This window comes from Phocaeicola barnesiae DSM 18169 = JCM 13652 (assembly GCF_000374585.1).
GTDB lineage: Bacteria > Bacteroidota > Bacteroidia > Bacteroidales > Bacteroidaceae > Phocaeicola > Phocaeicola barnesiae.
Genome location: NZ_KB894661.1, coordinates 23,845 through 50,496, shown reverse-complemented (window position 1 = coordinate 50,496; position 26,652 = coordinate 23,845). Strand labels below are relative to the sequence as shown.

The window sequence follows — 26,652 nt, the reverse complement described above, 5'->3', positions numbered from 1 at the left end:
TTCATCGGCTTCCAGACTCAGAAAGTGGATGTCAAATCAAATGTAAATGTTGTTTTGAAAAGTGACGCTGAAGTGTTGGATGAAGTAATGGTCGTAGCTTACGGTACTGCTAAAAAGTCTGCATTCACAGGTTCTGCCGCAACTATTAAAAATGAAAAAATCACTAGCCGCCAAACTTCTAACGTAACCAATGCTCTGGCTGGTCAGGTAGCCGGTGTACAGACCACAAGCAATACCGGACAACCAGGAAAAGATGCTGAAGTCCGCATCCGAGGCATCGGTTCAATTTCAGCCAGCAACAAGCCATTATACGTAGTAGACGGTGTACCTTATGATGGAGAGATTTCAGCCATCAGCACATCGGATATCGAATCAATGACCGTATTGAAAGACGCGGCTTCAAATGCTCTGTATGGTGCCCGTGGCGCAAACGGTGTTATCTTGATTACTACCAAACGTGGTAAGGCAGGCGATGCCCGTGTAACATTTGACGCAAAATGGGGTGTAAATAAACGTGGGGTTCCTTCTTACGAAACGGTTACTGACCCAGGAAAATTCTACGAAATGGCTTATTCTGCCATCTACAATGCCGATTTGAAAGGTTATACAGCAGCTGGCGACTTGGTAAATGCCAATGCGTATGCAAACCAGGCAATGCTGTCTTCTTCATATTTGGGTTATCAGGTATTCACTGTACCTAATGGAGAGCAACTGATTGGTATGAATGGTAAGTTAAACCCGAATGCTACCTTGGGTTATTCAGACGGTACCTATTACTATACTCCAGACAATTGGAGTGATGAACTGTTTGAAAACAACACACGACAGGAATACAATTTCAGCGTGAGCGGTGCAAACGATAAGATCAACTACTATATGTCTGCCGGTTACCTGGACGACCAGGGTATCGTTCCTAACTCTGGTTTCCAACGCTACTCAGCCCGCTTAAAAGCAGATTATCAAGCTAAGCCTTGGTTGAATTTGAGCGGAAATGTATCTTTCACTCACTACGATAGTCGTGAGCAGGATACAGAAGGAGGTACTTCAAATGCAAATGCCTTCTACGCTGCCAATATCATGGGTGCTATCTACCCGATGTACATCCGTGATGCTTCAGGTAACATCATGACCGACAACAGAGGTTTCTTACGTTATGACTACGGATCTGATACGAATTTCTCCCGTAACAATGTAATTCCGAACGCTAACCCACTGGCCAGCTATATGTTGGATATGATGAGATATGCAGGCGATGTAATCAGTGGTAAATGGTCTGCTGATATCGACATCTGGGGTGGTATTAAAGCTAAAATCAATATCGGTGTGGATGCAAACAATGTCCGTTCTACCAATATGGTTAACCCATTCTATGGACAGTATTCGGAAACAAGCGGTGTGGGAGGTATCGTCAGTGTATCATCCGAACGTACATTCAGTATTAACCAGCAGTATTTGTTGACATACAACAAGACATTCAATGATGTACATAATCTGGATGTATTAGCCGGACATGAAAACTACAACTATAAATACCAGTATTTATATGGTTCACGCGAAAAAATTTATAATCCGGATGTTCCAGAATTAAATAATGGTATTCTGAACCAGAACAACGCTTCTTATTCGCAGAATTATGCGACAGAAGGATGGCTGTTCCGTGTACAATACGATTACGATGGTAAATATTTCGGTTCTGCATCTTATCGCCGGGATGCTTCCTCTGCTTTCCATCCGGACAACCGTTGGGGTAACTTCTGGTCTGTTGGTGCAGGTTGGTTAATGAATAAGGAAGCCTTTCTGGAGAACCAGAACTGGATTGATATGTTGAAGTTCAAAATCAGCTACGGTTTACAAGGTAACGATAATCTGATGTACGAAGGAGGATTGTATCGCAACTACTATCCATATATGGACCAATACACATTGGCCAACAGTAACGGTGACTTCTCTACTTCATTGTACTATAAAGGGAATCCGGATATTACATGGGAAACTTCGCATAGTTTCAATACCGGTTTTGACTTCGCCTTCTGGGGTGGTAAGTTGAGTGGTAGTGTTGAATACTTCTCTCGTAAGACTACTGACATGCTTTACTTTAAGCCTGTTGCCCCGTCTATGGGTTATTCACGCTTCCCGGAAAATGTAGGTTCTATGATTAATCGTGGTGTTGAATTGGATTTGAACTCAAACATCGTCAATACCAAAGACTTTACTTGGGATATCAATTTCAACTTGACTCATTTTAAGAACGAAGTATTGGAACTGGCTCCTGAATTGAACGGTCAGTTGATTGACGGTGGCCGTATCTATCGTGAAGGTGAATCTATGTATCAGTTATATTTACCGAAATATGTAGGTGTTAATCCAGAAACAGGTGAAAGCCAGTGGGCACTGACCCAACCGAACGAAGCCGGTGAAACTATTACCACCTCTTACTCAGAAGCTTCATCCAACCGTTTTGCTACCGGTGACATCCTGCCGAAAGTATATGGCGGTTTCGGAACCAGCCTGACATTCCATGGATTCGATTTCTCAATCGCTTTTGCTTATCAGTTGGGCGGACGTATCCTGGATTATACCTATCAGTCATTGATGAGTACAGATGCACAAGGATCTGCATGGCATGTAGACATGCTGAACGCATGGACACCTGAAAATACCAACACAGATGTTCCGCGCATGAACGTGAAAGACCTGTACACAAGCAACTTATCAGACCGTTGGTTGACAAGTTCTGACTACCTGAGCTTACAGAACATCACTTTCGGTTATACATTACCGAAGTCATGGACACGTAAATTGCAGATTGAGGGTGTACGTTTGTACTTCGTTGCAGACAATGTAGCCTTGTGGACAGCCCGCAAAGGTCTGGACCCACGTCAGGGTTATGTAGCCGCTGATAACGTATATTCACCGATTCGCACAATCTCAGGCGGTATCTCACTGAATTTCTAACCGTTAATTCTATTTTGAGTATATGAAAATAACAAATAAATATTTAATATTCGCAAGTGCCACCTTGATGCTGGCCTCTTGTGATCTGGACAAATTTCCTGAAGGTCAATATGTAAGCGGAGACCAAAAGGAGGACATCATCGAACAGCGTCCAAATCTGATTACAGCCGAAGTAAATGCTATGGCTGCTAAATTGAATGTGTTCGGAACCATCTCGGATGATGCAAATACGTATCATAACGACTTTGGTGTAGCTGCAGTCAGCCAGTTCCTAGAACAGGGCGGACAAGATATGCCATGTTCCACCTCCGGTTACAACTGGTTTGCTACAGCACAGAATTACTCAGACCGTCTGTACACAAGTACTGGTGACGAATTGATCTGGAAAACATTCTACAATCATCTGAAAGCTGCCAACAATGTATTGACCTTGACAGAAGGAAGTGAAGATGAAGCCATGAAACGCTATCGTGGACAAGCCTTTGCTGCACGAGCATACGATTACCTGAATCTGGCTCAGATTTATCAGTTTACTTATGCCGGCCATGAAAGTGCGCTCTGCGTTCCAATTATCACTGAGACAATGACAGAAGAAGAAATGCAGACTAACCCACGTGCAACTGTTCAAGAGGTATATGATCAGATTATGAGTGACTTGAATCAGGCTATTGAATTGCTAACCGGATTCGATAATGGCACAAACAAGGATCAGATTGATGAAGCTGTAGTTTATGGCCTACGTGCTCGTGCAAACCTGCTGATGCAGAAATGGGCAGATGCCGCAAAAGATGCTGAGAAAGCAATTGCAGGTGGTACTCCACAAACTTTGCAACAGGTATCTACTCCAACTTTCAACTCGGCTTCTGCCAGTTCATGGCTGTGGGGTGTCCTCATTACTCCTGACAACGATGTAGTAACAACTGGTATCATCAACTGGCCGTCTCATCTGTGTTCATTGACTGGTAATGGTTACACAACACTGACAGGAACTTTCCGTTACGTAAGTTCTGCTCTGTATGATCAGATTCCTGACACTGATATCCGTAAACAATGGTTCATTTCTCCAGAAGGAACCTCTACACTGGTCGATAATGCAACTGTAGACGGAACACCAGTCATCGAATACTTCGGCTTGGCTCCTTATACAAATGTGAAATTCGGTGCTTATCAGGATGTAATGGGTAATACTACCAATTCACAGGATTGGCCGTTAATGCGTGTAGAAGAAATGTATCTGATTAAAGCTGAAGGTGAAGCCATGTCTGGAAATTTACCGACAGCTAAACAGACATTGGAGAACTTTGTAAAGACTTATCGTAACCCATCTTACGTATGTAACGCTTCATCTGCAGAAGCTATGCAGGATGAAATCTGGTTGCAACGCCGTATGGAACTTTGGGGCGAAGGTTTTGCATTGTTTGATATCCTGCGTCTGAAGAAGCCTATCATTCGTAAAGGGACAAACTATGAAGCCATAGTTCAGTTCAACATTGATCCGGAATCACAAATTATGATTTACCGTATTCCGCAGTGTGAAATGGAGACTAACAAAGGTATTAAGGAAGAAGACAACAATCCTGCTGCTCCACAACCTACTGTATAATTAAACAAAGAATAATAACATTAAGCCCACATTGCTCATCGCAACGTGGGCTTTCTTTTTGTCCACAATAAACATCACAATACCTTCTCTATCTCCTCCCAATCCCTCAACAAGAAGGTAGGCTGAAATTCAAGTACAGACGGTTCAGCATCCGGACAGTAATATCCCTGACCCATTCCTACTTCCCGGGCACCGACAATGTCATTCTTCCAGTTATCACCAATCATGAGTGAAGTACGGAACTCCGATTGTGTAGCCGACATGGCAAAATTGAAAATAGCCGGAAAAGGCTTATGTACACCGATATCTTCGGACAATACAATCTTGCGGAAATAACGCAAGATGCCTGCCGAACGCATCTTCTGTTCCTGCAATTCACGGAATCCGTTGGAAAGGATGTAAAGCCGGTATTTACCGGAAAGATACTCCAATGCTTCCATAGCATGAGGCATAAGCTTCTGCTTGTAAGGAATTTCAGCAAAAAAGTTGTCCGAATATGTCTTCACCAGTAACGGATCGTCTACCCCAACCTGAAGCAAAGGATACGCAAACCTACGTGCATTCAATTCATCCTTACTGATTTCATGACGTCCGTACAATTCCCATAATTCCAGATTCTTCGGCGTGTAAAGTTTCATGAAATGATCGAACGACTGAAAATAACGCTCAAACCGATATTGGTGATACATATCCTCGAAGGTATCACGTGCGTTCTCCGTAAACGCCCACAGCGTGTCGTCCAGATCGATAAAAATGCTCTTATACTTCATCGGTACTCAAAAAAGGCGCGCCTGGAAACCAAGCACGCCTCGTTCTATTATCATTTATGTAATCAGACATCGTTTCTTAACGTACCTGGATAACCAGATAGCGAGATACACTCCAGAATTCTTTCGGATTGGTAATCTTCAGCGTCAACTGTCCTTTATCATCTTTAACCAGTTCATACGACCCGCTCGGATGATTGGTCAACAGTTCCGCACGCTTGGAATAGAGCTTGATTTCCTTGTCTACACGAATATCGATTTTAGTAAAGTAGTCCTTGTTAAAATCCTGATTTTTCAGCACATCGCCTTTTTCCAGAATCTTCTGATCTTTCAGTTCCGACTTCGTACCGAACACATACCATGCCGTATTCAAAGCCTGATCCTGTGCTTCTACAGTTTTGGTCTTGGCTTCATTCTCAGCGCTCAGTTCATCCACATTCTTATTCAAGTCTACTACAGCTTCATCCAATTCGGCAATACGGATATTCTTTGCAGCCAATTCAGCCTGCAAGGTTTCAATCTGCTGCTGTTTGGCAGCCAATTCATCTGTCAGGTTCTTGATAGCCTTCTTCAGCTGAGCCGACTGATAACTGCTGTTCTTCAACTGCTTCTCCAGTTTGGCAATCTGTTCACGGTTCGATTTCAGTTTTTCGCTGATGAAACGGATATCTTCCTTTATCTTATCCGATACAGACTGACTCTCAATCGCTCCTCCCTGCAAGTCAACACGGTTTTCTGCTTCGTTGATTTCGCGGAAGCCTTCCTGAATTTCATTGAACGAGCCCATGATTTCATCCAGTTCTGCATCGCGGTTAGAAAGTTCCAGCATTAATGAATCATTCTGAGCCTGCAAGGCATCTTTGTTAGTCTGAGAGGTTTGGTTACATGACGCCATGAATGCAGCGGCACATAATGAAAATAACACAACTTTCTTCATAACATTTACAGTTTAGATTTATAATTTAGTTTTCTATTCCACCTAATACAATGACAATTTCTCCACGCGGTTCGGTTTCGGTAAAATGGGCCACAACTTCCTGTAGCGTTCCCCGCACACTTTCCTCATGTACTTTTGAGATTTCCCGACATACGGACACCTGACGGTCAGGTCCGAAATATTCGATGAACTGCGTCAAGGTCTTGACCAGCCGATAAGGAGATTCATAGAAAATCATGGTACGTGTTTCCTCTTTCAATGCGTTCAGGCGGGTCATCCGGCCTTTCTTCTGGGGCAGGAATCCCTCGAAACAGAAACGTTCATCGGGTAACCCGGAAGCGACCAATGCCGGGACAAATGCCGTAGCCCCAGGCAGACACTGTACTTCGATACCGTTTCTCACACACTCGCGTACCACCAGAAAACCCGGATCGGAAATACCCGGTGTGCCTGCATCCGAAATCAAGGCTACGGTTTCGCCGGCCTTGATGCGCTCCACTACCTTCTCCACCGTCTGATGCTCATTGAACTTGTGGTGGGACTGCATGGCGTTCTTGATTTCAAAATGTTTCAGCAGAATACCGGAAGTACGTGTATCCTCCGCCAGAATCAGGTCGGCTTCTTTCAGGATACGGATGGCACGGAATGTCATGTCTTCCAAATTTCCTACCGGAGTAGGCACTACATATAGTTTTCCCATGGCTTTTTATTGTCTTTACAAGCAAAGGTAGAAAGATTTTGCATCCGTCCATGAAATAGCGTTAATATTTAACAGATGTTTCACCTTTCTATCTCTTTTTCTCATCTGATAGAAAATCAAGCAGTCAAGATGGTGACAATTGAAACACATGTTGTAATTTTGCAGCCAATAATAACTAACCACACTCATTATAGCAAAACGAATACACCTATGGTTGTTTTCTCAGAAGACCACAAGGCAGAAACCTGCCGAAGAGGAAGAATTGAAGTCATCTGCGGTTCGATGTTCTCCGGAAAAACCGAAGAACTGATCCGCCGGTTGAAACGGGCTACATTTGCCAAGCAACAGGTAGAGATTTTCAAACCCACTGTAGATACCCGATACTCCGAAGAAGAAGTCGTATCGCACGACAACAATTCCATCCCGTCTACCCCTGTAGCTACGTCACAAGAAATCCTGCAACTGATAACCGAAATCGATGTTGTAGGCATCGATGAAGCCCAATTCTTCGATGAAGGACTGATACAGGTCTGCAACAAACTGGCCAACAACGGGATACGGGTCATCATAGCCGGACTGGACATGGACTTCAAGGGACTACCCTTCGGACCGATGCCTGCCTTATGCGCCATAGCCGACGAAGTAACCAAGGTACATGCCGTCTGCGTGAAATGTGGCGACCTGGCCTACATCTCCCATCGGACAGTCCCCGGAGAAAAACAAGTACTTTTAGGGGAAAAACAGGAATACGAACCCCTCTGCCGCTGCTGCTACCAAAAAGCGCTGAAAGACGAAAAAAAATAATACAGACATGTTCACACAAAAGAAAATTACATTCGACAGCCTCATCCGGGGAATCATCAGCGTTATTATCATTATCGCTGTGCTGTTCCTGCTGGACCGCCTCAGCGGGGTACTGCTGCCATTCTTCATCTCCTGGCTGATAGCTTACCTGATGTATCCGATGGTAATCTTCTACCAGAACAAACTACGTATGAAAAGCCGGGTAGTTTCCATCCTGGCCGTCATGCTTACACTGGCCATCATTATCACAGGTGCCTGTCTGGTGTTCGTTCCCCCCATAATAGAGGAATGCAGCCGACTCAGGGTTCTGATAGAAACCTATTTCACCGAAGGAAGCGGACATTCCGCCATTCCTCAGGTTATCAATAATTTCCTACAGCAGCATATCAATACGGACTGGCTGGAAAAAAATCTGAATACAGAAAACATCATCAAGGCTGTACAAGGACTTGTGCCAAAAGTGTGGACGCTCATTTCCACTTCATACAATGTCGTAGTAGGTATTTTCACCTTCTTCATCATGATTCTGTATATCTTCTTCATCCTGCTTGATTATGAACAGATAGCCGAAGGGTGGGTCACACTGGTTCCTGTACGTTACCGCAAAAGTACAGTCCGTCTCATGAACGATGTAAAAGTGAGTATGAACCAATATTTCCGTGGCCAGTCACTGGTAGCTTTCTGTGTAGGAATCCTGTTCTGCATCGGCTTTCTGATTATTGACTTTCCGTTGGCAATTCCACTAGGACTATTCATTGGACTGCTGAACATGGTTCCTTATCTTCAGATAGTGGGCTTTATTCCTACCATCCTGCTGGCTATCCTGAAAGCCGCCGATACCGGCGAAAGTTTCTGGTGGATTTTCTGCATGGCGCTACTGGTATTCGCCATCGTACAGATGATTCAGGACGGTTTCCTGGTACCTAAAATCATGGGAAGAATAACCGGGCTGAATCCGGCCATTATCCTGCTTTCCCTATCCATTTGGGGATCACTGATGGGAATGCTGGGAATGATTATCGCACTTCCTCTGACAACCCTGCTACTTTCCTACTATCAACGCTACATACACAGGAAAGACCGGGATTTTCTCTTACAAGATAATTCCGCTGAATATCAACAGAATAAAGAAGAATCAAAGAAAATAGATAAAAAAAGTTAGCCTAAAATTTGGCTGATATAGAAAAAAGGCATACCTTTGCACTCGCAATCAGGAAATGACTGCAACACAGGTTTGATTCGCTAGCTCAGCAGGTAGAGCACAACACTTTTAATGTTGGGGTCTTGGGTTCGAGCCCCAAGCGGATCACCAAATCCAAATGCAAATCGACAGAAACCGCTGATAACTTATCCTTATCAGCGGTTTTCTTTTTCACCTACATCTTACCCGAATAACAGAAAAGGCAGACTTACCAGCTTCCGAAAAAGCCGAAGTCCACCTTTTGAGCACTTTACACTGATTACCTATATTTCAGAATTAAACGGCTATTCCACTACTTCCGGCTCAATAATCTCCTCTTCTTCCTCTTTCCGGATTCTATCATTGAATTTCTTCCATTTGAAAGAAAGGATGATACGGAACACTCCATACAGGATAAAGGAAATACCTACATACAAAAGGACAAACCATCCACCATAGACAGGTGAAATCATTCAACTCACCTCTCAATTCTACCGTTTCACCCCGAATCTCTTCCCATTCACTTCCTTTTTCTGAACAAACGATAGCTGACACACCTATTTTTGTCAATAAAAAAGATAACCATGTTTGATGCAATCGTACGTTTCTCAGTCAGGAAGAAGCTATTCGTGGGCCTGACTACCTTATTTCTCCTCATCGGAGGAATCTATGCGATGATGACGCTACCCATCGACGCGGTACCGGACATCACCAACAATCAGGTGCAGATAGTCACCGTGTCGCCTACCCTGGCCCCTCAGGAGGTAGAACAACTCATTACCTTCCCCATCGAGATTGCCATGAGCAACATCATGAATGTGGAAGAAATCCGTTCAGTCAGCCGTTTCGGGCTGTCACTGGTAACAGTCGTGTTCAAGGAAAGCGTCCCTACCTTACAGGCCCGGCAACTCATCGGCGAGCAGATACAGGCCGTTGCCGGAGAAATACCTCCGGAACTGGGAACTCCGGAACTGATGCCTGTTACCACGGGACTGGGAGAAATCTATCAGTACACCCTGGAAGTAGCTCCCGGATACGAAGACAAGTATGACGCCATGGAACTGCGTACCATTCAGGACTGGATTGTGAAACGCCAATTGTCCGGTATTCCCGGTATCGTGGAAATCAACAGCTTCGGCGGTTACCTGAAACAATATGAGGTGGCGGTAGATCCGGACGCGCTGTATTCACTCAACATCACCATCGGCGAAGTGTTCGAAGCCCTGAACCGGAACAACCAGAATACCGGAGGTAGTTATATAGAAAAGGTGAACCGGGCTTACTACATCCGTTCGGAAGGTATGATAGACAGTCTGGAGGATATTGAACGGATTGTAGTAACCAACCGCAACGGAATTCCTGTACATGTAAGCGATGTGGCCAAGGTACGCTACGGAAGCGCCAAACGCTTCGGTGCCATGACCATAGACGGGAAAGGAGAATGCGTAGGCGGTATCGCCATGATGCTGAAAGGAGCCAATGCCAACGTCGTAACCACTGAACTGGAAAAACGGGTGGCACAGGTACAGAAGATGTTGCCGGAAGGTATCCGCATCGAGCCGTACCTGAACCGCTCGGAACTGGTAGACCGGAACATCTCAACCGTTATCCGTAACCTGATAGAAGGAGCCATCATCGTATTCCTTGTGCTCATCATCTTCTTGGGGAATGTACGGGCCGGACTGATTGTAGCCTCTGTCATCCCGCTGGCCATGCTGTTCGCTTTCATCCTGATGCGGGTTTTCGGAGTATCGGCCAACCTGATGAGCTTAGGAGCCATCGACTTCGGTATTGTGGTAGACGGATCCATCGTTATCCTGGAGGGGATACTGGCCCATATCTATAGCCGCCAGTTCCGTGGACGTACGCTGACGAAAGAAGAAATGAATGCAGAGGTGGAAAAGGGAGCTGCCCGTGTGGCACGTTCGGCTACCTTTGCCGTACTGATTATCCTGATTGTCTTCTTCCCGATACTGACACTGACCGGTATCGAAGGCAAATATTTTACACCGATGGCCAAGACACTGGTATTCTGTATCATCGGCGCCCTGATTCTGTCTTTGACTTATGTCCCGATGATGGCTTCCTGCTTCCTGAAGCGGGAAATCAAGGAAAAGAAAGTACTCGCCGATCACTTTTTCGAAAAACTGGGACGGATATACAAGAAAGTCTTGTCTTCTTGCCTGCATCATGTCCGACTCACCGTATCGGTCGCTTTCCTGGCACTGGCAGCCAGCCTGTGGCTGTTCACCCGCCTGGGAGCAGAATTCATCCCGACACTGGATGAAGGAGACTTCGCCATGCAGATGACCCTGCCTGCGGGAAGTTCACTGACGGAAAGTATCGAAGTATCTCGACTGGCCGAAAAGATTCTGAAGGAACAGTTCCCCGAAATCAAGCATGTGGTAGCCAAAATCGGAACGGCAGAAGTACCTACCGACCCGATGGCGGTGGAAGATGCCGACGTGATGATTGTCATGAAACCTTTCAAAGAATGGACCAGCGCTTCCAGCCGGGCCGAAATGGTAGAGAAAATGAAAAAGGCACTGGAACCGTTGTCCGACCGGGCGGAGTTCAATTTCTCACAACCTATTCAATTGCGCTTCAACGAGTTGATGACAGGAGCCAAAGCGGACATCGCCGTCAAGCTATATGGTGAGGATATGGCCGAACTGTATGCGAAAGCCAAAGAAGCAGCCGGCTACATCGAAAAGATACCGGGCGCTTCCGACGTGATTGTGGAACAGGCTATGGGTCTTCCACAACTGGTCGTGCAATACAACCGTGCCAAGATAGCCCGCTACGGCATCAACATCGAAGAGCTGAACACCATTGTCCGCACAGCCTATGCCGGCGAAGCGGCCGGAGTCGTCTTTGAAAACGAACGGCGTTTCGACCTGGTTCTCCGCTTGGACTATGAGAAAGTGAAAGACCTCAACCTGGACAAACTGTTTGTACGTACCACCGACGGCATCCAGATTCCGGTAAGCGAAGTAGCCACCATCGACTTGGTGAACGGTCCGTTACAGATAAACCGTGACGCCACCAAACGACGTATCGTCATCGGTGTAAATGTACGCGACGCCGACATCCAACAGGTGGTCAACGATATCCAACAGACACTGGAACAGCATATCCAACTGAAACCGGGATATTATTTCTCGTACGGCGGACAATTCGAAAACCTGCAGAATGCCATCGACACCCTGCTGATAGTCATACCGGTAGCCCTGATGCTGATTCTGCTCCTGCTGTTCTTTGCCTTCAAGTCGGTCACTTATACTCTGGTGGTATTCAGCACAGTGCCTCTCTCACTGATTGGCGGCATCCTGGCCTTGTGGCTGCGCGGACTACCGTTCAGCATCTCGGCCGGTGTAGGCTTCATCGCCCTTTTCGGTGTGGCGGTCCTCAACGGTATTCTGATGATTAACCATTTCAACGAAGTACGGAAAAGCCGGGAATACCCGATGTGTACCTCCCGAATCATCCGTATCAGCTGCCCGCACCTGCTCCGTCCGGTCTTTCTGACAGGACTTGTAGCCTCCCTCGGTTTTGTACCGATGGCGATAGCCACATCGGCAGGAGCAGAAGTACAGCGCCCGTTGGCTACCGTAGTCATCGGTGGACTGATAGTTTCTACCGTACTGACCCTACTGATTATCCCTGTATTCTATCACATTGTTAATTCAACTGTCATGTTACGAACCGGTAAATTGAAAAAATGGTTTGGCCTCGGCCTTCTTGCCTGCCTGGCAGCCGGAATCCCGTCCGGAGTCCATGCGCAGGAAGCGCCACAATCCATCAGCCTGAACCAGGCTCTGGAAATGGCCGTACAACACAGTCCCCGCCTGCAGATGGCCGATACAGACCTTGCACGCATCCGTGCTACCCGCGGAGAAGTATTCGAAGCAACCCCTACGGAATTCTCCTATTCCTGGGGACAACTGAACGGTGTCCAGCGAAAAGACAAAGAACTGGCAGTCACCCAATCGGTAGGCTCCCTGCTGACTCCTTTCTATAAGAATGCACTGGTCAACAAACAAGTGCAGACCGGAAACCTCTACAAACAACTGGTAGAAAAAGAGGTAAAAGCCGAAGTGAAACGAGCCTGGGCCTATTATCTGTATGCCTGGAACCTGAAAGACATGTACAAACAGCAGAGTACACTGGCCGACAAGATGCAAAAGGCCGGCGAAGTACGCTATAAGCAAGGAGACATCTCCCTTCTGGAGAAAAGCATGATTACCACCGTAGCCTCCGACATGCGGCACAAACTCTATCAGGCAGACGAAGAACTGAAACTGGCCGCATCGCGTCTTCAATGGATATGCTATGCCGACTTTCCCATTGCTCCGGACGACAACTCCATCCAGCTTTATCCGGTCAGTATCGACACGGTATCGCTCTCGGAAATCCATCTGGATTATCTCCAAAGTCAAGTCCACGAAAAGCGGGCCCTGCTGAACATCGAACGGAGCCGCTTCTTCCCGGAGCTTTCAGTCGGATATGTCCGGCAGAACATTCTTCCGGACAAAGGATTGAACTCCTGGATGATAGGAGTATCCTTCCCCATCTGGTTCCTGCCTCAACGCAGCAAAATCCGTCAGGCCAGATTCGAAATGAACAAGGCCCAGACACAGGCAGAAGCCCAAGCCCGTGAACTGAACCTGAAAGTTTCGGAATTGCGTGCTTCCATCCGCCGCTATACAGAAAGTATCCGGTTCTACACGACAAGCGCACTGACCGAAGCAGACAATCTCATGAAAACAGCCGATGCCCAGTTCCGTGAAAGCGAATCGGACATCACCCAATACGTACAGAGCCTGAACGCCGCTCTCGAAATCAAGAAAGGATACATCGAAGCGGTCTATCAGTATAACCTGGCAGCCTTGGAATATGAATTGTATCACCAATAATACTTAATATCGCATGAAAAAGATGATTTTTCCGGTTGTAGCTGTGCTTCTGGCCTCCTGCAACCCTTCCGATAAACAAACCACCCAACAGACTGCCGAGACGCAGACGGAAACAGCAACGACAGAAACAGCTCCATCGGCAGATTCCTTGCAAGTAGACGGAATCACCGGTGCTACCAACGTAGCCAACGCCTCCACCTTCAACGGTACGCTGGTTATTCCACCCCAACATTTCGCAGCCATCACCCTACCGATGGGAGGCATCGTGAAAAACCTGTCGCTGCTACCCGGCACTTACGTACAGAAGGGGAAAGTACTGGCTACCCTGGAGAACCCGGAATTCATTACCCTGCAACAGGAATATCTGGACAGCCGTGCACAACTGGAATACCTGGAAGCCGAATATCACAGACAGCAGACCCTCTCACAGGAAGAAGCCGCCTCGCAGAAGAAACTCCAACAGAGCAAAGCGGACTACCTGTCCATGAAAAGCCGGATGCAGGCTGCCGTTGCCCAACTGCAGCTGTTGGGTATACAACCGGAGAAACTCGTCGGCCACGGCATCTCGCCTTCGCTGGAAATCAAAGCTCCCATCAGCGGATATGTCAGCAACCTGCAGGCTAATCTGGGCAAATTCCTCGATGCGGGCGAACCGCTTTGCGAAATCATCGACAAAAGCCGGATGATGGTACGCCTGGTAGCCTACGAAAAAGACCTGGAGAACCTGGAAGTAGGGTGTCCGTTGCTGTTCCACATCAACGGATTGGGAAACACGACCTTCCACGGCAAACTGATTGCAATCGGACAGGAAGTGGATGACACCAACCGGTCCATCGAGCTCTATGCCGAAGTGACAGAAAACAACCCGCTTTTCCGACCGGGCATGTATGTTTCTGCCCGAATGGGAAAGAAATGAAACAGGAATGAGTATCTTTGCAAAACCGTACCCGATGGAAACAGACATGCTGATAACAAACCGAAAATACATCTATCTGACGGTCATCATCTCACTGACCGTCGGATTTCTGATACATTTCCCTGAATTGGTATCACTCACCGATTCACGGGAACAGCAGACCCTGTTTCCTGACATGTCGACTGCCGACGTACTGTTTGAAGCGGGTTATACCTTCCTTACCCTGCTGGCCCTTTTCGCCCTGAACACTGTCCTGTTCGGATTTAACAGGCCTGTGGTACGCATGCCTTGGTGGAAGATAGGACTTTCCTTCATCCTGACCTGGATATTGAGCAAGATATCCGGCGAGATATTTGTCTTCCTGCACCGCCATTTCGATATTCCGGCCATCGACGCGATGGTACACCATTACCTGCATCCGGTCCGCGATTTCATATTGAGCCTGATTGTAACCGGAAGCTGCTACATCAGCTACCTCATCCGGCAACATCAGGAAATCCTGTTGCAGAACGGGCAGCTGATGGCAGAGAATGTGCGTAACCAATACCAGGCTCTGAAAAACCAATTGAACCCGCACATGCTGTTCAATTCGCTCAATACCCTCCAATCGCTGGTCCGTGAGAATCCGGAGAAAGCCCAGAATTATATCCGGGAACTGTCCAGGGTACTGCGGTACACCCTTCAGGAAAACGACATGCACATCGTCACCCTTCGCGAAGAGATGGATTTCGTAGAGGCCTATATTTTCCTGATGAAGATGCGCTACGAAGACAACCTGCATTTCGTACTGGACGTGGACTCCAGCTGGATGGATTACTGCCTGCCTCCACTTTCGGTACAGACCCTGGTGGAAAACGCCATCAAGCACAATGAAATCAGCAACCGGAAACCGCTGACCATCGGCATCAGAATCGTCCGCCAACCCGACAACGGAGAAATTTCACTACAGGTAGACAACAACCTGCAGCCCCGACGGACAACCGCTGCCGGAACCGGAGTAGGACTGGCAAACCTTTCCAAACGGTATGCCCTGCTACTGGACAAGGAAATCAAGATTACAGAAGCGGAAGGGAAATTCCGCGTCAACATTCCGCTGGTGAAACCTCAAGACATCGCATAACTGTATGAAATACCTGATTATCGAAGACGAGAAAGCAGCCGCACGTAACCTGAAAGCGATGCTGGAACAACTGGCACCGGACATGGAACTTATCGATGTATTGGACAGCGTAGCCGATACCATCGACTGGTTCGGTTGCCACGCCATGCCCGAACTGGTTTTCATGGATATCCATCTGGCAGACGGCTCTGCCTTCGAGATATTCGAGCATACGGATATCACCTGCCCCATCATCTTCACTACTGCCTATGACGAATACGCCCTTAGGGCTTTCAAAGTGAACAGCATCGACTACCTGCTGAAACCCATCGACAAGGAGGAAATGCAGGCCGCCCTTACCAAACTGGAACGGCTGCATCCCGTCCGCCCTGCAGAGCCTGATTTTCTGAAACTGATGCAGAATCTCCAACGGGCAGAGAATTACAAGACACATTTTCTGGTACCTGTCAAAGGAGACAAACTGCTGCCGCTGGCGGTCAACTCCGTCTCCTATTTCTACATTGCCGACGGTATCGTCAAGGCGGTTACGACACAAGGAAAAGAATATGTCATCAACCAGACCCTCGACGAGCTGACGGAATGCCTGAATCCGCAATCGTTCTTCCGGGCAAACCGCCAATACCTGATAGCCCGCGAGGCGGTAAAAGACATCACCTTATGGTTCAACAACCGATTGATAGTCAATCTGCATACGGCTACCCCTGAGAAGATTGTCATCAGCAAGAACCGGGTGGGCGACCTGAAGGATTGGCTCATGGGAAACGGATAACACACCAGTCTCCTCATCTATCCGGCTCTTCGTGAACTATCTGTGTGGTTTCTTTGTTTATATCTTTGAAAAACCTCCGAAGAAAACTATTTTTGTAGGACAAAACAACTGATTCCACACCGCATGCACACTTTATTTATTCTTGCAGACAACCAGGACATTACACGGGAAGGGGTACACGCCTATCTGTCCCGCCTCTATCCGATGTCACCGACACGCAATGTTACCGGTAAAAAAGAACTGCTGACCACATTGACGCTTCCATACAGCCGTATGGTTGTCATTCTGGATTATCCTTTGTTCGATTTAAAGGATGTGGAAGAGCTGCTGGTCATCGTCAAACGTTTCCCTTCGACAATATGGATACTCTTTTCGTCCGAACTGAGCGAAAACATCATCCGCCGGGTGGGAGCTGAACCCACCATCGGCATACTGCTGAAAGAATGTCCGGGAGAAGAAATACGCAAGGCCCTGCAAGAAGCAGCCGAAGGACGGCGCTACCTCTGCGCCCAGGTATCCAACCTGCTGCAGGGAGATATCAGACGTCCGGAAACACAGACACCGCTCACACCCTCCGAAACAGAGATTCTCAAACTTATCGCCAAAGGAAAAAGCGTCAAAGAAATAGCGGCTATCCGGTTTTCCAGCGTACATACCATCATGACACACAAGAAAAATATTTTCCGAAAACTGGGAGTAAACAATGTATACGAAGCTACCCGATACGCTCTGCGTGCTGGTCTGGTAGAAATGATGGAATATTATATCTGAATAACCATAAACCAAAATCCATACTCGATTGTTTATAAATAAAATACTTCAAACAGATTATGAAACATTACTTTTCACTTGCCGTGCTATTTGCAGCGGCTATCGTAACTTCCACCCAACCAGCTGATGCCTGCACGGGTATCACATTGACCGTCAAAGACCAGTCGAAAGTAGTGGCACGTACTATCGAATGGGGTGGCACCAACTTAAACAGCCAATATGTAATTGTTCCTCGTGGATATACGATTCAAAGCTACCTTCCCGGAGGGAATACAGATGGAATGACATTTACAACTCGCTATGGATATGTAGGACTGGCAGTAGAACAAAAGGAATTCGTTGCTGAAGGCCTAAACGAAGCTGGATTATCAGCCGGACTTTTCTATTTTCCTGGATATGGGCAATATCCGGAATATGACCCCGCACTGAAGGACAAAAGTATTGCCGATCTTCAACTGGTTTCTTGGATACTGGGTAACTGCGCTACCGTAGACGACGTGAAGAAAGCATTGACAGATGTGCGTGTCATAGCGATTGACCCAAGAGCTTCTACCGTACATTGGAGATTCACAGATACATCTGGTAAACAAATTGTTCTGGAAATCATCGATGGTGAATACAAGTTTTATGATGACCACCTGGGAGTATTAACCAATTCACCGGATTTATCATGGCAATGGACTAATCTGAACAATTATGTTCACCTGAGTCCAGGTCCTGTCACTGCTCAGACTTTGGACAATCTGAAACTGGCTCCCTTCGGCATGGGAAACGGCATGTGGGGACTACCGGGTGACGTCACTCCTCCATCACGGTTTGTCCGTGCCGCTTTCTACCAGTCGACCGCACCACAACCGGCAGACGCACAAGCTGCAGTATTGACCGGATTCCAAATATTGAATAACTTCGATATTCCTATCGGTATCGAGTTCACTACAGATCAGACCCCGACAGATATCCCCAGTGCAACTCAATGGACAACCGCTACCGACCCGAAACACCGGAAACTCTATTACCGGACCATGTACAACAGTGAAATCCGTTGCTTTGACCTGAACAGTATCGATTTCAGAAAGGTAGCTTACCGGGCAGTCCCGCTGGACAACGTCAAACAACAACCGATAACAACCCTCAACATCAAATAACCTCTTTCAAGAATCACAAAAGCCGGAGTGCGTGAGCATCCCGGCTTTTCTTTATCATGAATCGTATACTGACAATCAGAACAGTTTGTTCGGATATTCTCCGGCATCAACCAATGCCTGAATCTTGTCAACTACACTCTGACGGTCGGCTGCATAAGTTACGCCAAACCACATGGATGTAGTATCCAGCACCTTTACAGTAGCTGTACCTTCATTCACCAGCTTGTTCACCATCAACGGAATGAAATATTCAGCCTTCGGGTTTCCGATATTATCCTTCAGGAAGTCTACGAAATAATCTTCTGAATACTTGAAGTAATCCGGAGTGAAACCCCACATGTTCATTGAGACCGGTGTGTTGTCGTCTACAGCCACCCATTCACCTTTTTCGTCCTTGTAGCATACCGGACCGTTTACACGCATGATTTCAGTACGTTCTACTACTGTAGTCAGGTGATCGTTTTCATCGGTAGAACAGATACCGCGGGCTACGGTACCGCTTTCAGACAACGTATTACCTACGCGGAAACCAACCATACAGTAATCGTTTGTAGCACCTTCGGGAAGTTCTGACAAATATTTGCCCAAAACAGCAAAGCTGTCACGACCATAGAAGTCGTCTGCATTAATTACGGCAAACGGTTCTTTGATAACATCCTTACCCATCAGGACAGCATGATTGGTACCCCAAGGTTTCTTACGTTCTTCCGGACATGTAAAGCCTGCAGGCAGGTCATGAATATCCTGGAATACAACTTCTACCGGAATATGGTTCTCATATTTGCTGACTATCTTTTCACGGAAATCCTGTTCGAAATCCTTACGGATAACAAATACGAGTTTACCGAATCCACCGCGGATAGCATCAAAAATTGAATAATCCATGATAGTTTCACCGTTAGGTCCCAGTCCATCCAACTGTTTCAAACCGCCGTAACGGCTACCCATACCAGCAGCTAATACAAATAATGTAGGTTTCATAAGTTCTAAATAAATTTAAGTACTGCACAAAGTTAAAAAAAATATTATGATTCTTACCAAAGAGAAGCAAAACAAAATATCGAAGATATCGGTTATTTTATCTATATTCGCACGATAAACGAGCTATACATGAAGAAATATGTAAAATGGACCGGGATAGTCTTTCTATCACCTGTCATCCTGTTTGTTTTGCTATCGATTCTGATTTATTTGCCACCTGTCCAGCATTTTCTGGTTTCTCAGGTCACCCGATACGCAACCGAAGCGACAGGCATGCAAATCCATATAGGACGCCTGTCCCTCTCTTTCCCGCTTGACCTGGTAGTCAGCGAAACAAAGGTCATTGATAAGCAAGATACCATTCTGGCTGTTGATAAATTGACAGCCAAAGTACAATTATTGCCTTTACTCAAGAAGGAAGTAGAACTGGACGGACTGGAACTGAAAGGAGCCTCCGTAAACACGACCCAACTGATTGAGGGGATGCAACTTCAAGGATACCTGGGTGAATTCTATATTGAATCACACGGTGTTGAACTCGACCCGGAGACAGCCATCATCAACAATGTACACCTGAAAGATACACACCTTGACCTCTGTCTGGCAGACACGACCGAAGCCGACACGACTTCCAGTGCTCCTCTTTACTGGAAAATCAAGTTAGTACAGGCCGATATGGAAAATGTCTCGTTCAACCTGAACATGCCGCTGGACACTACCCGGATGAATATAAGTATAGGGGAAGCTTTACTGAAAAACGGAACGGTGGATTTACATCAGTCTGCCTATACCGTGGGACACTTGAAAATCAGTCAGGGAAACGCGGCCTATCACCTGGGAAACGCACCGGCTCAAGCCGGCCTGGACCCGTCGCACATAGAAGTATCAGACATCAATCTGTCTGTAGACTCTGTGTACTATGCAGGGAATGATATCCGGGCGAATATTCATAACTTTGGCTTGAAGGAACGTTCCGGACTGGAAATACTTTCTACCCAGGGCCGCCTGATTGCCGACAAAAACATCATCCGGATACCTTCCTTGGAACTGAAGACCCAAGATTCCTACCTCAGCTTTGATGCCATGGCCGACTGGAGCATCACCCAGACAAGCAAAGACAGCCGTTTGAGTGGACGTCTGTTTGTCGAACTTGGAAAAAGCGACCTCTTCAAACTGGTACCAGACATGCCGGAAGAGTTCATAAAGAAATATCCTTCCACACCGTTACAGATAAGAGCCGGTATAGACGGAACCATCGACCACCTGACACTCTCCGGAATGACAGTCGGACTGGAAGGTTATGTACGCATGACTGCCAAAGGAGATATTATAAACGTCATGGACAGTCTGCACCGGAAAGCGACTATCCACATGGATACCCGTTTCACTGATACCCGTTTCCTGGCTCCATTGACCGGTGGAGTCATCATACCGACGCATACACTGCTGAAAGGTCTGTTCACCATGGAGGGAGAACAGCTCCAGACCAGTTTCCAACTGACGCCTCCGGAAGGAGAAATGCTGGCAAAAGCCGATTATCATTTAGGCAACGAACAATACGGCGCTGAAGTCACCATCAATGAGCTGAATCTGCATCCGTTCATGCCTGAAGATTCATTATTCCACCTTTCTGCAGCCATGCAACTGAAAGGACAAGGAACCGATTTCTTCTCACCGAAAACATCTTTGGATGCTAAAGCAGACATCAGCCACCTGCAATATGGCAGCCGTACCTTCTCAGGCCTTACACTGAATGCCGACCTCAAAGATTCGCATGCATTGGCGCAATTGAACATCAGAGATAACCTGGCAAACGTCACTTCACAACTGGAAGCCTCTCTACACCCTAACAAAATCAAAGGCAACCTGACAGCCAGCGTACAGAACCTGAACCTGCAGGAACTGCAACTGACAGACAAGTCCATCAAAGTCAGTCAGAACATCGATGTGCGTTTTGCTACCGACATGAAGAAATCACATCAGATGCAGGGCTCCTTGAATAATATACAGATTATAGCGCCCAAACAGACCTTCAAGACCAAAGATATCCTGGCAGGCTTCACCACAGCTAAAGATTCTTTACGCTGTTATGCCAATGCCGGCGACTTGACTTTCCTGTTGGGAGCTAAAGGCGATGTGGATTACTTGAGCCGTTCGCTCGAACAAGTAAGCAAACACCTGAGCGAGCAATGGGAAGCCAAGAACATCGACCAGAATGCTATCCGGAAGCTGCTTCCGGAAGCCCGTTTCCGGATTTTCGCCAGAAACGACAATCCGCTGGCCAACATGCTGGCCATGGACCAGATTCGCTTCAACCGCCTGTACGTCAATCTGACAACCTCTCCGGCCAACGGCCTGAACGGAGAAGCCTATGTATACGGACTGAGAACAGACAGCCTCCAACTGGATACCCTGTACTTCAACAGTTCACAGAATCCGGAGAAATTCGTATTCACCAGTGGAGTAAAGGCCAACAAGACTCCGTACCAGGATGCCTTTGACATCTCATTGAATGGTGATGTCGGTTCCGAAGATGCCCACCTGACCATTGAATACCTGAACGACAAGAAACAGCAAGGGGCTTATCTCGGACTGGTAGCAGCCTTGCATAAGAACGGAATCAGCCTCCAAGTCTCTCCGACCAATCCGACACTGGTATACCGGACATTCCATGTCAATCCGGGCAACTACATTTATCTGGGAGACAACGGACGTATACACGCCAACCTGAAACTGTATGACGACCACTATACAGGTCTTCAGTTTTATTCGACCCCAGATTCCACAGCCCAGCAGGACCTGACATTGGAACTGAACCGAATCAACATCGCCGAATTCCGCCGGATTATCCCCTATATGCCGGATATCGCCGGACTGATCAGCGCTGAAGCCCATTACATACAACAGGACAAAATAGCCCATGTGTCGTTGGAAACACAGATTGAGCAATTGAATTTCAACCAGATTGCTTTGGGTGACTGGGCTTTCAGTGGTGTATATCTACCGAAAGAGACCGGCGAGCACCGGATAGACGGTTTCGTCACACTCAACGATGAAGAAATTGCCAGTCTGAACGGTTCCTTCTTTTCAGGTACAGACGATTCAAGCCCCGGAACTATTTCCGCTAAAATGGCCTTGCACCATTTTCCACTTGATATTGCCAATCCATTCATACCGGACCAGACCGCCAAGTTGAGTGGCGACATTGACGGCTCAATGGGAGTAAGCGGTCAGACTGACAATTTCCTGATGAACGGTTCCGTCAACCTGGACGATGTAGGCATCGAAATACCACAGGCGTCCCTGAAATTACGGTTCGACAACCGTCCGGTAGAAGTGAAGGACAGCAAACTGACGTTTGATAACTTCAGTATATTCACCCAAGGGAAATCACCGTTCACGATTGATGGAACCGTAGACATGGTCAACCTGTCCGACCCGACACTCGATTTGAGGATGAACGCCCGGAATTTCGAACTGATAAACAGCAAACGGACCAAAGAGTCACTTATTTATGGTAAGCTTTATGTGGACTTCTCCTCCGTATTGAAAGGGAATATGGAAGAACTGACCATGCGTGGCAACATGAACGTATTGGGTAGCAGTGATTTCACTTATATCCTGAAAGACTCGCCGCTGACTGTAGAAGACAAACTGGCTGAGACTGTCACATTCGTCAATTTCAATGATACAACCACAGCCAAGAAACCGCCGTTACAGGAGCTCAGCCTGGGAGGACTGAACATGCTCATGACCATGCACATAGACGAAGCCGTGCAAGCCAGAATTGACCTGACCCCCAACGGGAGCAACTACATGCTGCTGGAAGGTGGAGGCGACTTATCCTTCCAATACACTCCGGAAGGTTCAATGCTGCTGAACGGACGCTACTCCCTCATGAGCGGAGAGATGAAATACGAATTACCAGTCATTCCACTCAAGACCTTCTATATCCGAAACGGAAGCTACATTGAATGGACCGGAAACATCATGAACCCGAATCTGAACATCCAAGCATCCGAACGGGTACGTGCAGCTGTCAGCGACAACGGAGAAAGTTCGCGCAACGTCAACTTCGACGTAGGAGTAAACATCACCAACCGGCTGGAAAATCTGGGATTTACCTTTACCCTCGAAGCACCGGACGACGGCACACTCCAGAATGAACTGGCAGCCATGTCGGCCGAAGAAAGGAATAAACTGGCGGTAACCATGCTCGTAACCGGTATGTATATGGGTACCAGCAGTTCCAACAGTAAATTCGATGCCAACAGTGCGTTGAACTCATTCCTGCAAAGTGAAATCAGCAACATTGCCGGAAGCGCTCTGAAAACGGTCGATGTCAACTTCGGTATGGAAACCAACAACAACGAAGCCGGAGGAACCAGCACCGACTACAACTTCCAGTTTGCCAAACGATTCTGGAACAACCGTTTCCAGGTCGTGATTGGAGGTAAAATCTCTACCGGCAACAATGTCAATGAAAGTGAATCGTTCATCGACAATGTGTCGTTGGAATACCGTCTCGACAACAGCGGAACACGTTACATCAAAATCTTCCACGACAAGAACTATGAAAGTGTACTGGAAGGAGAGGTGATTGAAACTGGTGTCGGTATCGTTTTACGCAAGAAAGTAAGCAAGTTGGGCGACCTGTTCATTTTCAGAAAAAAGAAAAAAGCTACAACCGAAGAAGACAAAGACAAGGACCAAGAAAAAGAGAAAGAGAAAAATGAAGAGACTGACAAAGAGAAATAACCTCCTGCTATGGATAGTGACTGTCTGGTTGGCAACTGCCTGCTCGACAACCAAACATCTGCCGGAGGGAGAAACCCTATACACCGGAATCAAAGACATTACTGTCCAGAATCCGGACCCGACAAGTACCGGGAACACGGCCCTCGAAGAAGTGGAAGGAGCCATCAGTATCGCTCCGAACAATTCGTTCCTGGGCAGTGCCAAATACCGGATACCTTTCCCCTTCGGATTATGGGTATATAACCGTTTCGAACGCTATGAGAAGGGAGTCGGCAAATGGATTTTCGATAAACTGGCCTCCGAACCGGTATTACTTTCTACCGTCAACCCGGAAACCCGTGTAAAAGTAGCCACTAACCTGTTACGCAACTACGGCTATTTCAACGGACAGGTAACCTATCAGGTAGACAGTACCAAGAATCCGCGGGCAGTCAAGCTTTCTTACGATGTAGATATGGGGAGACCTTATTTCCTGGACTCCATCATGTACGAAGGTTTCATGCCACGCGCCGACAGCCTCATCCGCAGTCACGCTTCCGAACAGCTCATCCACAAGGGAGACAACTTCAACGTCAACCAACTGGAAGCCGAAAGACAAAGATTAGTAAGCCTAATGCGTGATAACGGCTATTATTATTTCCGCTCAGATTTCATTACTTTCCTGGCCGATACTCTGATACGCCCGGGATATGTCAACCTGAAAGTAGTGGCCAAAAAGAGTATTCCCCAAGAAGGCCTGAAGCAATATTATCTGGGGAACACCTCCGTATACCTGACCGGCTATAACGGTGAACGACCTACCGATTCATTAAAGACCCGGACTTTCACAGTACATTATCCCGGAGAAAAACCCGGCATACGTTTCGGCGTATTACGTGGCCGTTTCCTGTATCGTAAAGGAGAATTATACTCACAGAAGCGTCAGGATTATACCCAGGAAGCCCTGGCTAGGCTGGGAGCCTTCAAGTTTACAGAGATGAACTACATTCCGCGGGGAGACTCCTTGCTGAACGACACACTGGACATACGGGTCAACGCCATGTTCGACCTGCCTTATGACAGTGAACTGGAATTCAACGTCACGACCAAAAGTACCAAGCAGACCGGGCCTGGAGCCATCTTCAACCTCTCACGCAGAAACTTCAGAGGAATGGGCGCCTCGCTGAACCTGAAGCTGAGAGGCTCATACGAATGGCAAACCAGCTCGACGGTAGACGGCGAAAGTTCGGTCATGAACTCTTACGAACTGGGTGCGGAACTTTCATTGGAATTTCCACGAATTATCCTTCCGTTCATCAAGAAACGTATCAATCCGTTCAAGTTCCCGTCGAACACCTATTTCCGCATCTACGGCGAGCAGGTAAACCGTGCCCGTTATTTCAAGATGCTTTCTTTCGGAGGAACTGTATCGTATGACTTCCGTTCTTCACCGATGTCCAAACATACGGTTACACCCTTCCAGCTGGTATTCAATACACTTCAGCACCGGACAGCCGCTTTCGATTCTATCGCAACAGCCAATCCGATGTTGTTCCACAGTCTGGATGACCAGTTCATCCCGTCCATTTCGTACACCTATACGTACGACAATGCCTTTCTGAAAAAGAAGAACCAACTCTGGTGGGAAGGTTCCGTCACCTCGGCCGGTAACATCACGTCACTGATTTATGCCGCATTCGGACAGAAATTCAGCCAGAAGGACAAGAAACTGCTAGGTACTCCTTTCGCACAGTTCATGAAATTTACATCAGACATCCGTCTGCTGCATAACTTCAACGAAAAGCACCAACTGGCAACCCGCCTTATGGGAGGTATCATCTATTCCTACGGAAACAAGACCATCGCCCCTTATAGCGAACAGTTTTATGTAGGAGGAGCCAACAGTATCCGTGCTTTCACCATACGGTCCATCGGTCCGGGAAGTTTCCACCCCAAAGAGAGTGCCGCCTACTCCTACGTAGACGAAACAGGTGACCTGAAACTGGAAGCGAATGCGGAATACCGTTTCCGCCTGCTTTCCAACCTGGCCGGCGGAAATCTGAACGGAGCGGTTTTTCTGGATGCCGGAAACGTATGGCTGTTGCGCGATGACCCTGCCCGACCGGGAGCCCAGTTTACACTCGACAAGTTCTTTGACCACATCGCCTTAGGAACCGGTGTAGGTATACGTTACGACATGAGTTTCATCGTACTCCGTCTGGATATGGGTATTGCCCTGCACGTACCGTACGAAACAGGTAAAGGCGGTTATTACAACATTCCGAGATTCAAGGACGGATTGGGAATACATTTCGCCATCGGTTATCCGTTCTAATTGGGAAATGTTTTGT

At 47.2% G+C, this 26,652-nt stretch carries 17 protein-coding genes and 1 tRNA gene; 13 read left to right on the top strand and 5 right to left on the bottom strand.

What is annotated here, in order from left to right:
• Positions 1-3 precede the first annotated feature (3 nt).
• Positions 4-2,955, top strand: coding sequence for a SusC/RagA family TonB-linked outer membrane protein (locus tag C510_RS0114640; RefSeq protein WP_081621854.1), 2,952 nt, complete (start codon positions 4-6; stop codon positions 2,953-2,955).
• A gap of 22 nt (positions 2,956-2,977) precedes the next feature.
• Positions 2,978-4,558 carry a RagB/SusD family nutrient uptake outer membrane protein gene (locus C510_RS0114635; RefSeq protein WP_025892943.1) on the top strand — a complete coding sequence of 527 codons (1,581 nt, stop codon included), beginning with the start codon at positions 2,978-2,980 and terminating at the stop codon, positions 4,556-4,558.
• Positions 4,559-4,632: 74 nt separating this feature from the next.
• Here the strand turns inward: C510_RS0114635 and C510_RS0114630 are convergent, their stop codons facing one another.
• From C510_RS0114630 to rsmI, 3 genes are all read right to left on the bottom strand, one after another.
• Complete coding sequence (locus C510_RS0114630) at positions 4,633-5,328, bottom strand: YjjG family noncanonical pyrimidine nucleotidase (protein WP_018712019.1); 696 nt, start codon at positions 5,326-5,328, stop codon at positions 4,633-4,635.
• Positions 5,329-5,404: 76 nt separating this feature from the next.
• The gene (locus C510_RS0114625; RefSeq protein ID WP_018712018.1) at positions 5,405-6,262 is read right to left on the bottom strand and encodes a Cbp1 family collagen-binding glycoprotein adhesin; all 858 of its coding nucleotides are present in this window, start codon (positions 6,260-6,262) and stop codon (positions 5,405-5,407) included.
• A gap of 25 nt (positions 6,263-6,287) precedes the next feature.
• Positions 6,288-6,962 carry a 16S rRNA (cytidine(1402)-2'-O)-methyltransferase gene (rsmI, locus tag C510_RS0114620; protein WP_018712017.1) on the bottom strand — a complete coding sequence of 225 codons (675 nt, stop codon included), beginning with the start codon at positions 6,960-6,962 and terminating at the stop codon, positions 6,288-6,290.
• A gap of 210 nt (positions 6,963-7,172) precedes the next feature.
• Here rsmI and C510_RS0114615 point away from each other — a divergent pair, with 210 nt between their 5' ends.
• The 3 genes from C510_RS0114615 (at position 7,173) to C510_RS0114605 (ending at position 9,078) form a co-directional block, all read left to right on the top strand.
• A complete protein-coding gene (locus C510_RS0114615) occupies positions 7,173-7,766 on the top strand; it encodes a thymidine kinase (protein WP_018712016.1) in 594 nt (197 codons plus the stop codon).
• A 7-nt stretch (positions 7,767-7,773) separates the two neighbouring features.
• Entirely contained in the window at positions 7,774-8,928 is a 1,155-nt protein-coding gene (locus C510_RS0114610; RefSeq protein ID WP_018712015.1) for an AI-2E family transporter, read from the top strand.
• Positions 8,929-9,002: 74 nt separating this feature from the next.
• A tRNA-Lys gene (locus tag C510_RS0114605) sits at positions 9,003-9,078 on the top strand.
• Between the two features lie 173 nt (positions 9,079-9,251).
• Here the strand turns inward: C510_RS0114605 and C510_RS17425 are convergent.
• The gene (locus tag C510_RS17425; RefSeq protein WP_018712014.1) at positions 9,252-9,419 is read right to left on the bottom strand and encodes a hypothetical protein; all 168 of its coding nucleotides are present in this window, start codon (positions 9,417-9,419) and stop codon (positions 9,252-9,254) included.
• A 111-nt stretch (positions 9,420-9,530) separates the two neighbouring features.
• On the opposite strand from C510_RS17425, the gene C510_RS0114595 reads away from it, so the two are divergent.
• The 6 genes from C510_RS0114595 to C510_RS0114570 all read left to right on the top strand — a co-directional run bounded on the left by C510_RS0114595 (position 9,531) and on the right by C510_RS0114570 (position 18,583).
• Complete coding sequence (locus tag C510_RS0114595; protein WP_018712013.1) at positions 9,531-13,862, top strand: CusA/CzcA family heavy metal efflux RND transporter; 4,332 nt, start codon at positions 9,531-9,533, stop codon at positions 13,860-13,862.
• A 13-nt stretch (positions 13,863-13,875) separates the two neighbouring features.
• On the top strand, positions 13,876-14,778 hold the full coding sequence (locus tag C510_RS0114590) for an efflux RND transporter periplasmic adaptor subunit (RefSeq protein WP_022339378.1): 903 nt from the start codon (positions 13,876-13,878) through the stop codon (positions 14,776-14,778).
• 7 nt (positions 14,779-14,785) lie between these two features.
• Positions 14,786-15,898 (top strand): sensor histidine kinase, encoded by a 1,113-nt coding sequence (locus C510_RS0114585; RefSeq protein WP_051086653.1) that lies wholly within the window; start codon positions 14,786-14,788, stop codon positions 15,896-15,898.
• Positions 15,899-15,902: 4 nt separating this feature from the next.
• Complete coding sequence (locus C510_RS0114580; protein ID WP_018712010.1) at positions 15,903-16,667, top strand: LytR/AlgR family response regulator transcription factor; 765 nt, start codon at positions 15,903-15,905, stop codon at positions 16,665-16,667.
• Between the two features lie 123 nt (positions 16,668-16,790).
• Positions 16,791-17,438, top strand: a complete 648-nt coding sequence (locus tag C510_RS0114575) for a helix-turn-helix transcriptional regulator (RefSeq protein WP_018712009.1) — start codon at positions 16,791-16,793, stop codon at positions 17,436-17,438.
• A gap of 59 nt (positions 17,439-17,497) precedes the next feature.
• The gene (locus C510_RS0114570) at positions 17,498-18,583 is read left to right on the top strand and encodes a linear amide C-N hydrolase (protein ID WP_018712008.1); all 1,086 of its coding nucleotides are present in this window, start codon (positions 17,498-17,500) and stop codon (positions 18,581-18,583) included.
• Between the two features lie 75 nt (positions 18,584-18,658).
• Here the strand turns inward: C510_RS0114570 and C510_RS0114565 are convergent, their stop codons facing one another.
• Positions 18,659-19,564 (bottom strand): glycosyltransferase family protein, encoded by a 906-nt coding sequence (locus C510_RS0114565; protein ID WP_022339382.1) that lies wholly within the window; start codon positions 19,562-19,564, stop codon positions 18,659-18,661.
• Between the two features lie 129 nt (positions 19,565-19,693).
• On the opposite strand from C510_RS0114565, the gene C510_RS0114560 reads away from it, so the two are divergent.
• Entirely contained in the window at positions 19,694-24,322 is a 4,629-nt protein-coding gene (locus C510_RS0114560; protein WP_040366347.1) for a translocation/assembly module TamB domain-containing protein, read from the top strand.
• Positions 24,297-26,636 (top strand): translocation and assembly module lipoprotein TamL, encoded by a 2,340-nt coding sequence (gene tamL, locus C510_RS0114555; protein ID WP_018712005.1) that lies wholly within the window; start codon positions 24,297-24,299, stop codon positions 26,634-26,636. Before C510_RS0114560 ends, tamL begins: the two co-directional genes overlap by 26 nt.
• Positions 26,637-26,652 lie beyond the last annotated feature (16 nt).

Coding starts and splice junctions, on each gene's coding strand:
- C510_RS0114595 (WP_018712013.1), top strand. CDS start 9,531: ATGTTTGATGCAATCGTACGTTTCTCAGTCAGGAAGAAGCTATTCGTG.
- C510_RS0114565 (WP_022339382.1), bottom strand. CDS start 19,564: ATGAAACCTACATTATTTGTATTAGCTGCTGGTATGGGTAGCCGTTAC.
- C510_RS0114635 (WP_025892943.1), top strand. CDS start 2,978: ATGAAAATAACAAATAAATATTTAATATTCGCAAGTGCCACCTTGATG.
- tamL (WP_018712005.1), top strand. CDS start 24,297: ATGAAGAGACTGACAAAGAGAAATAACCTCCTGCTATGGATAGTGACT.
- C510_RS0114585 (WP_051086653.1), top strand. CDS start 14,786: ATGAGTATCTTTGCAAAACCGTACCCGATGGAAACAGACATGCTGATA.
- C510_RS0114575 (WP_018712009.1), top strand. CDS start 16,791: ATGCACACTTTATTTATTCTTGCAGACAACCAGGACATTACACGGGAA.
- C510_RS0114625 (WP_018712018.1), bottom strand. CDS start 6,262: ATGAAGAAAGTTGTGTTATTTTCATTATGTGCCGCTGCATTCATGGCG.
- C510_RS0114630 (WP_018712019.1), bottom strand. CDS start 5,328: ATGAAGTATAAGAGCATTTTTATCGATCTGGACGACACGCTGTGGGCG.
- C510_RS0114580 (WP_018712010.1), top strand. CDS start 15,903: ATGAAATACCTGATTATCGAAGACGAGAAAGCAGCCGCACGTAACCTG.
- C510_RS0114570 (WP_018712008.1), top strand. CDS start 17,498: ATGAAACATTACTTTTCACTTGCCGTGCTATTTGCAGCGGCTATCGTA.
- C510_RS0114560 (WP_040366347.1), top strand. CDS start 19,694: ATGAAGAAATATGTAAAATGGACCGGGATAGTCTTTCTATCACCTGTC.
- C510_RS17425 (WP_018712014.1), bottom strand. CDS start 9,419: ATGATTTCACCTGTCTATGGTGGATGGTTTGTCCTTTTGTATGTAGGT.
- C510_RS0114590 (WP_022339378.1), top strand. CDS start 13,876: ATGAAAAAGATGATTTTTCCGGTTGTAGCTGTGCTTCTGGCCTCCTGC.
- C510_RS0114615 (WP_018712016.1), top strand. CDS start 7,173: ATGGTTGTTTTCTCAGAAGACCACAAGGCAGAAACCTGCCGAAGAGGA.
- C510_RS0114610 (WP_018712015.1), top strand. CDS start 7,774: ATGTTCACACAAAAGAAAATTACATTCGACAGCCTCATCCGGGGAATC.
- rsmI (WP_018712017.1), bottom strand. CDS start 6,962: ATGGGAAAACTATATGTAGTGCCTACTCCGGTAGGAAATTTGGAAGAC.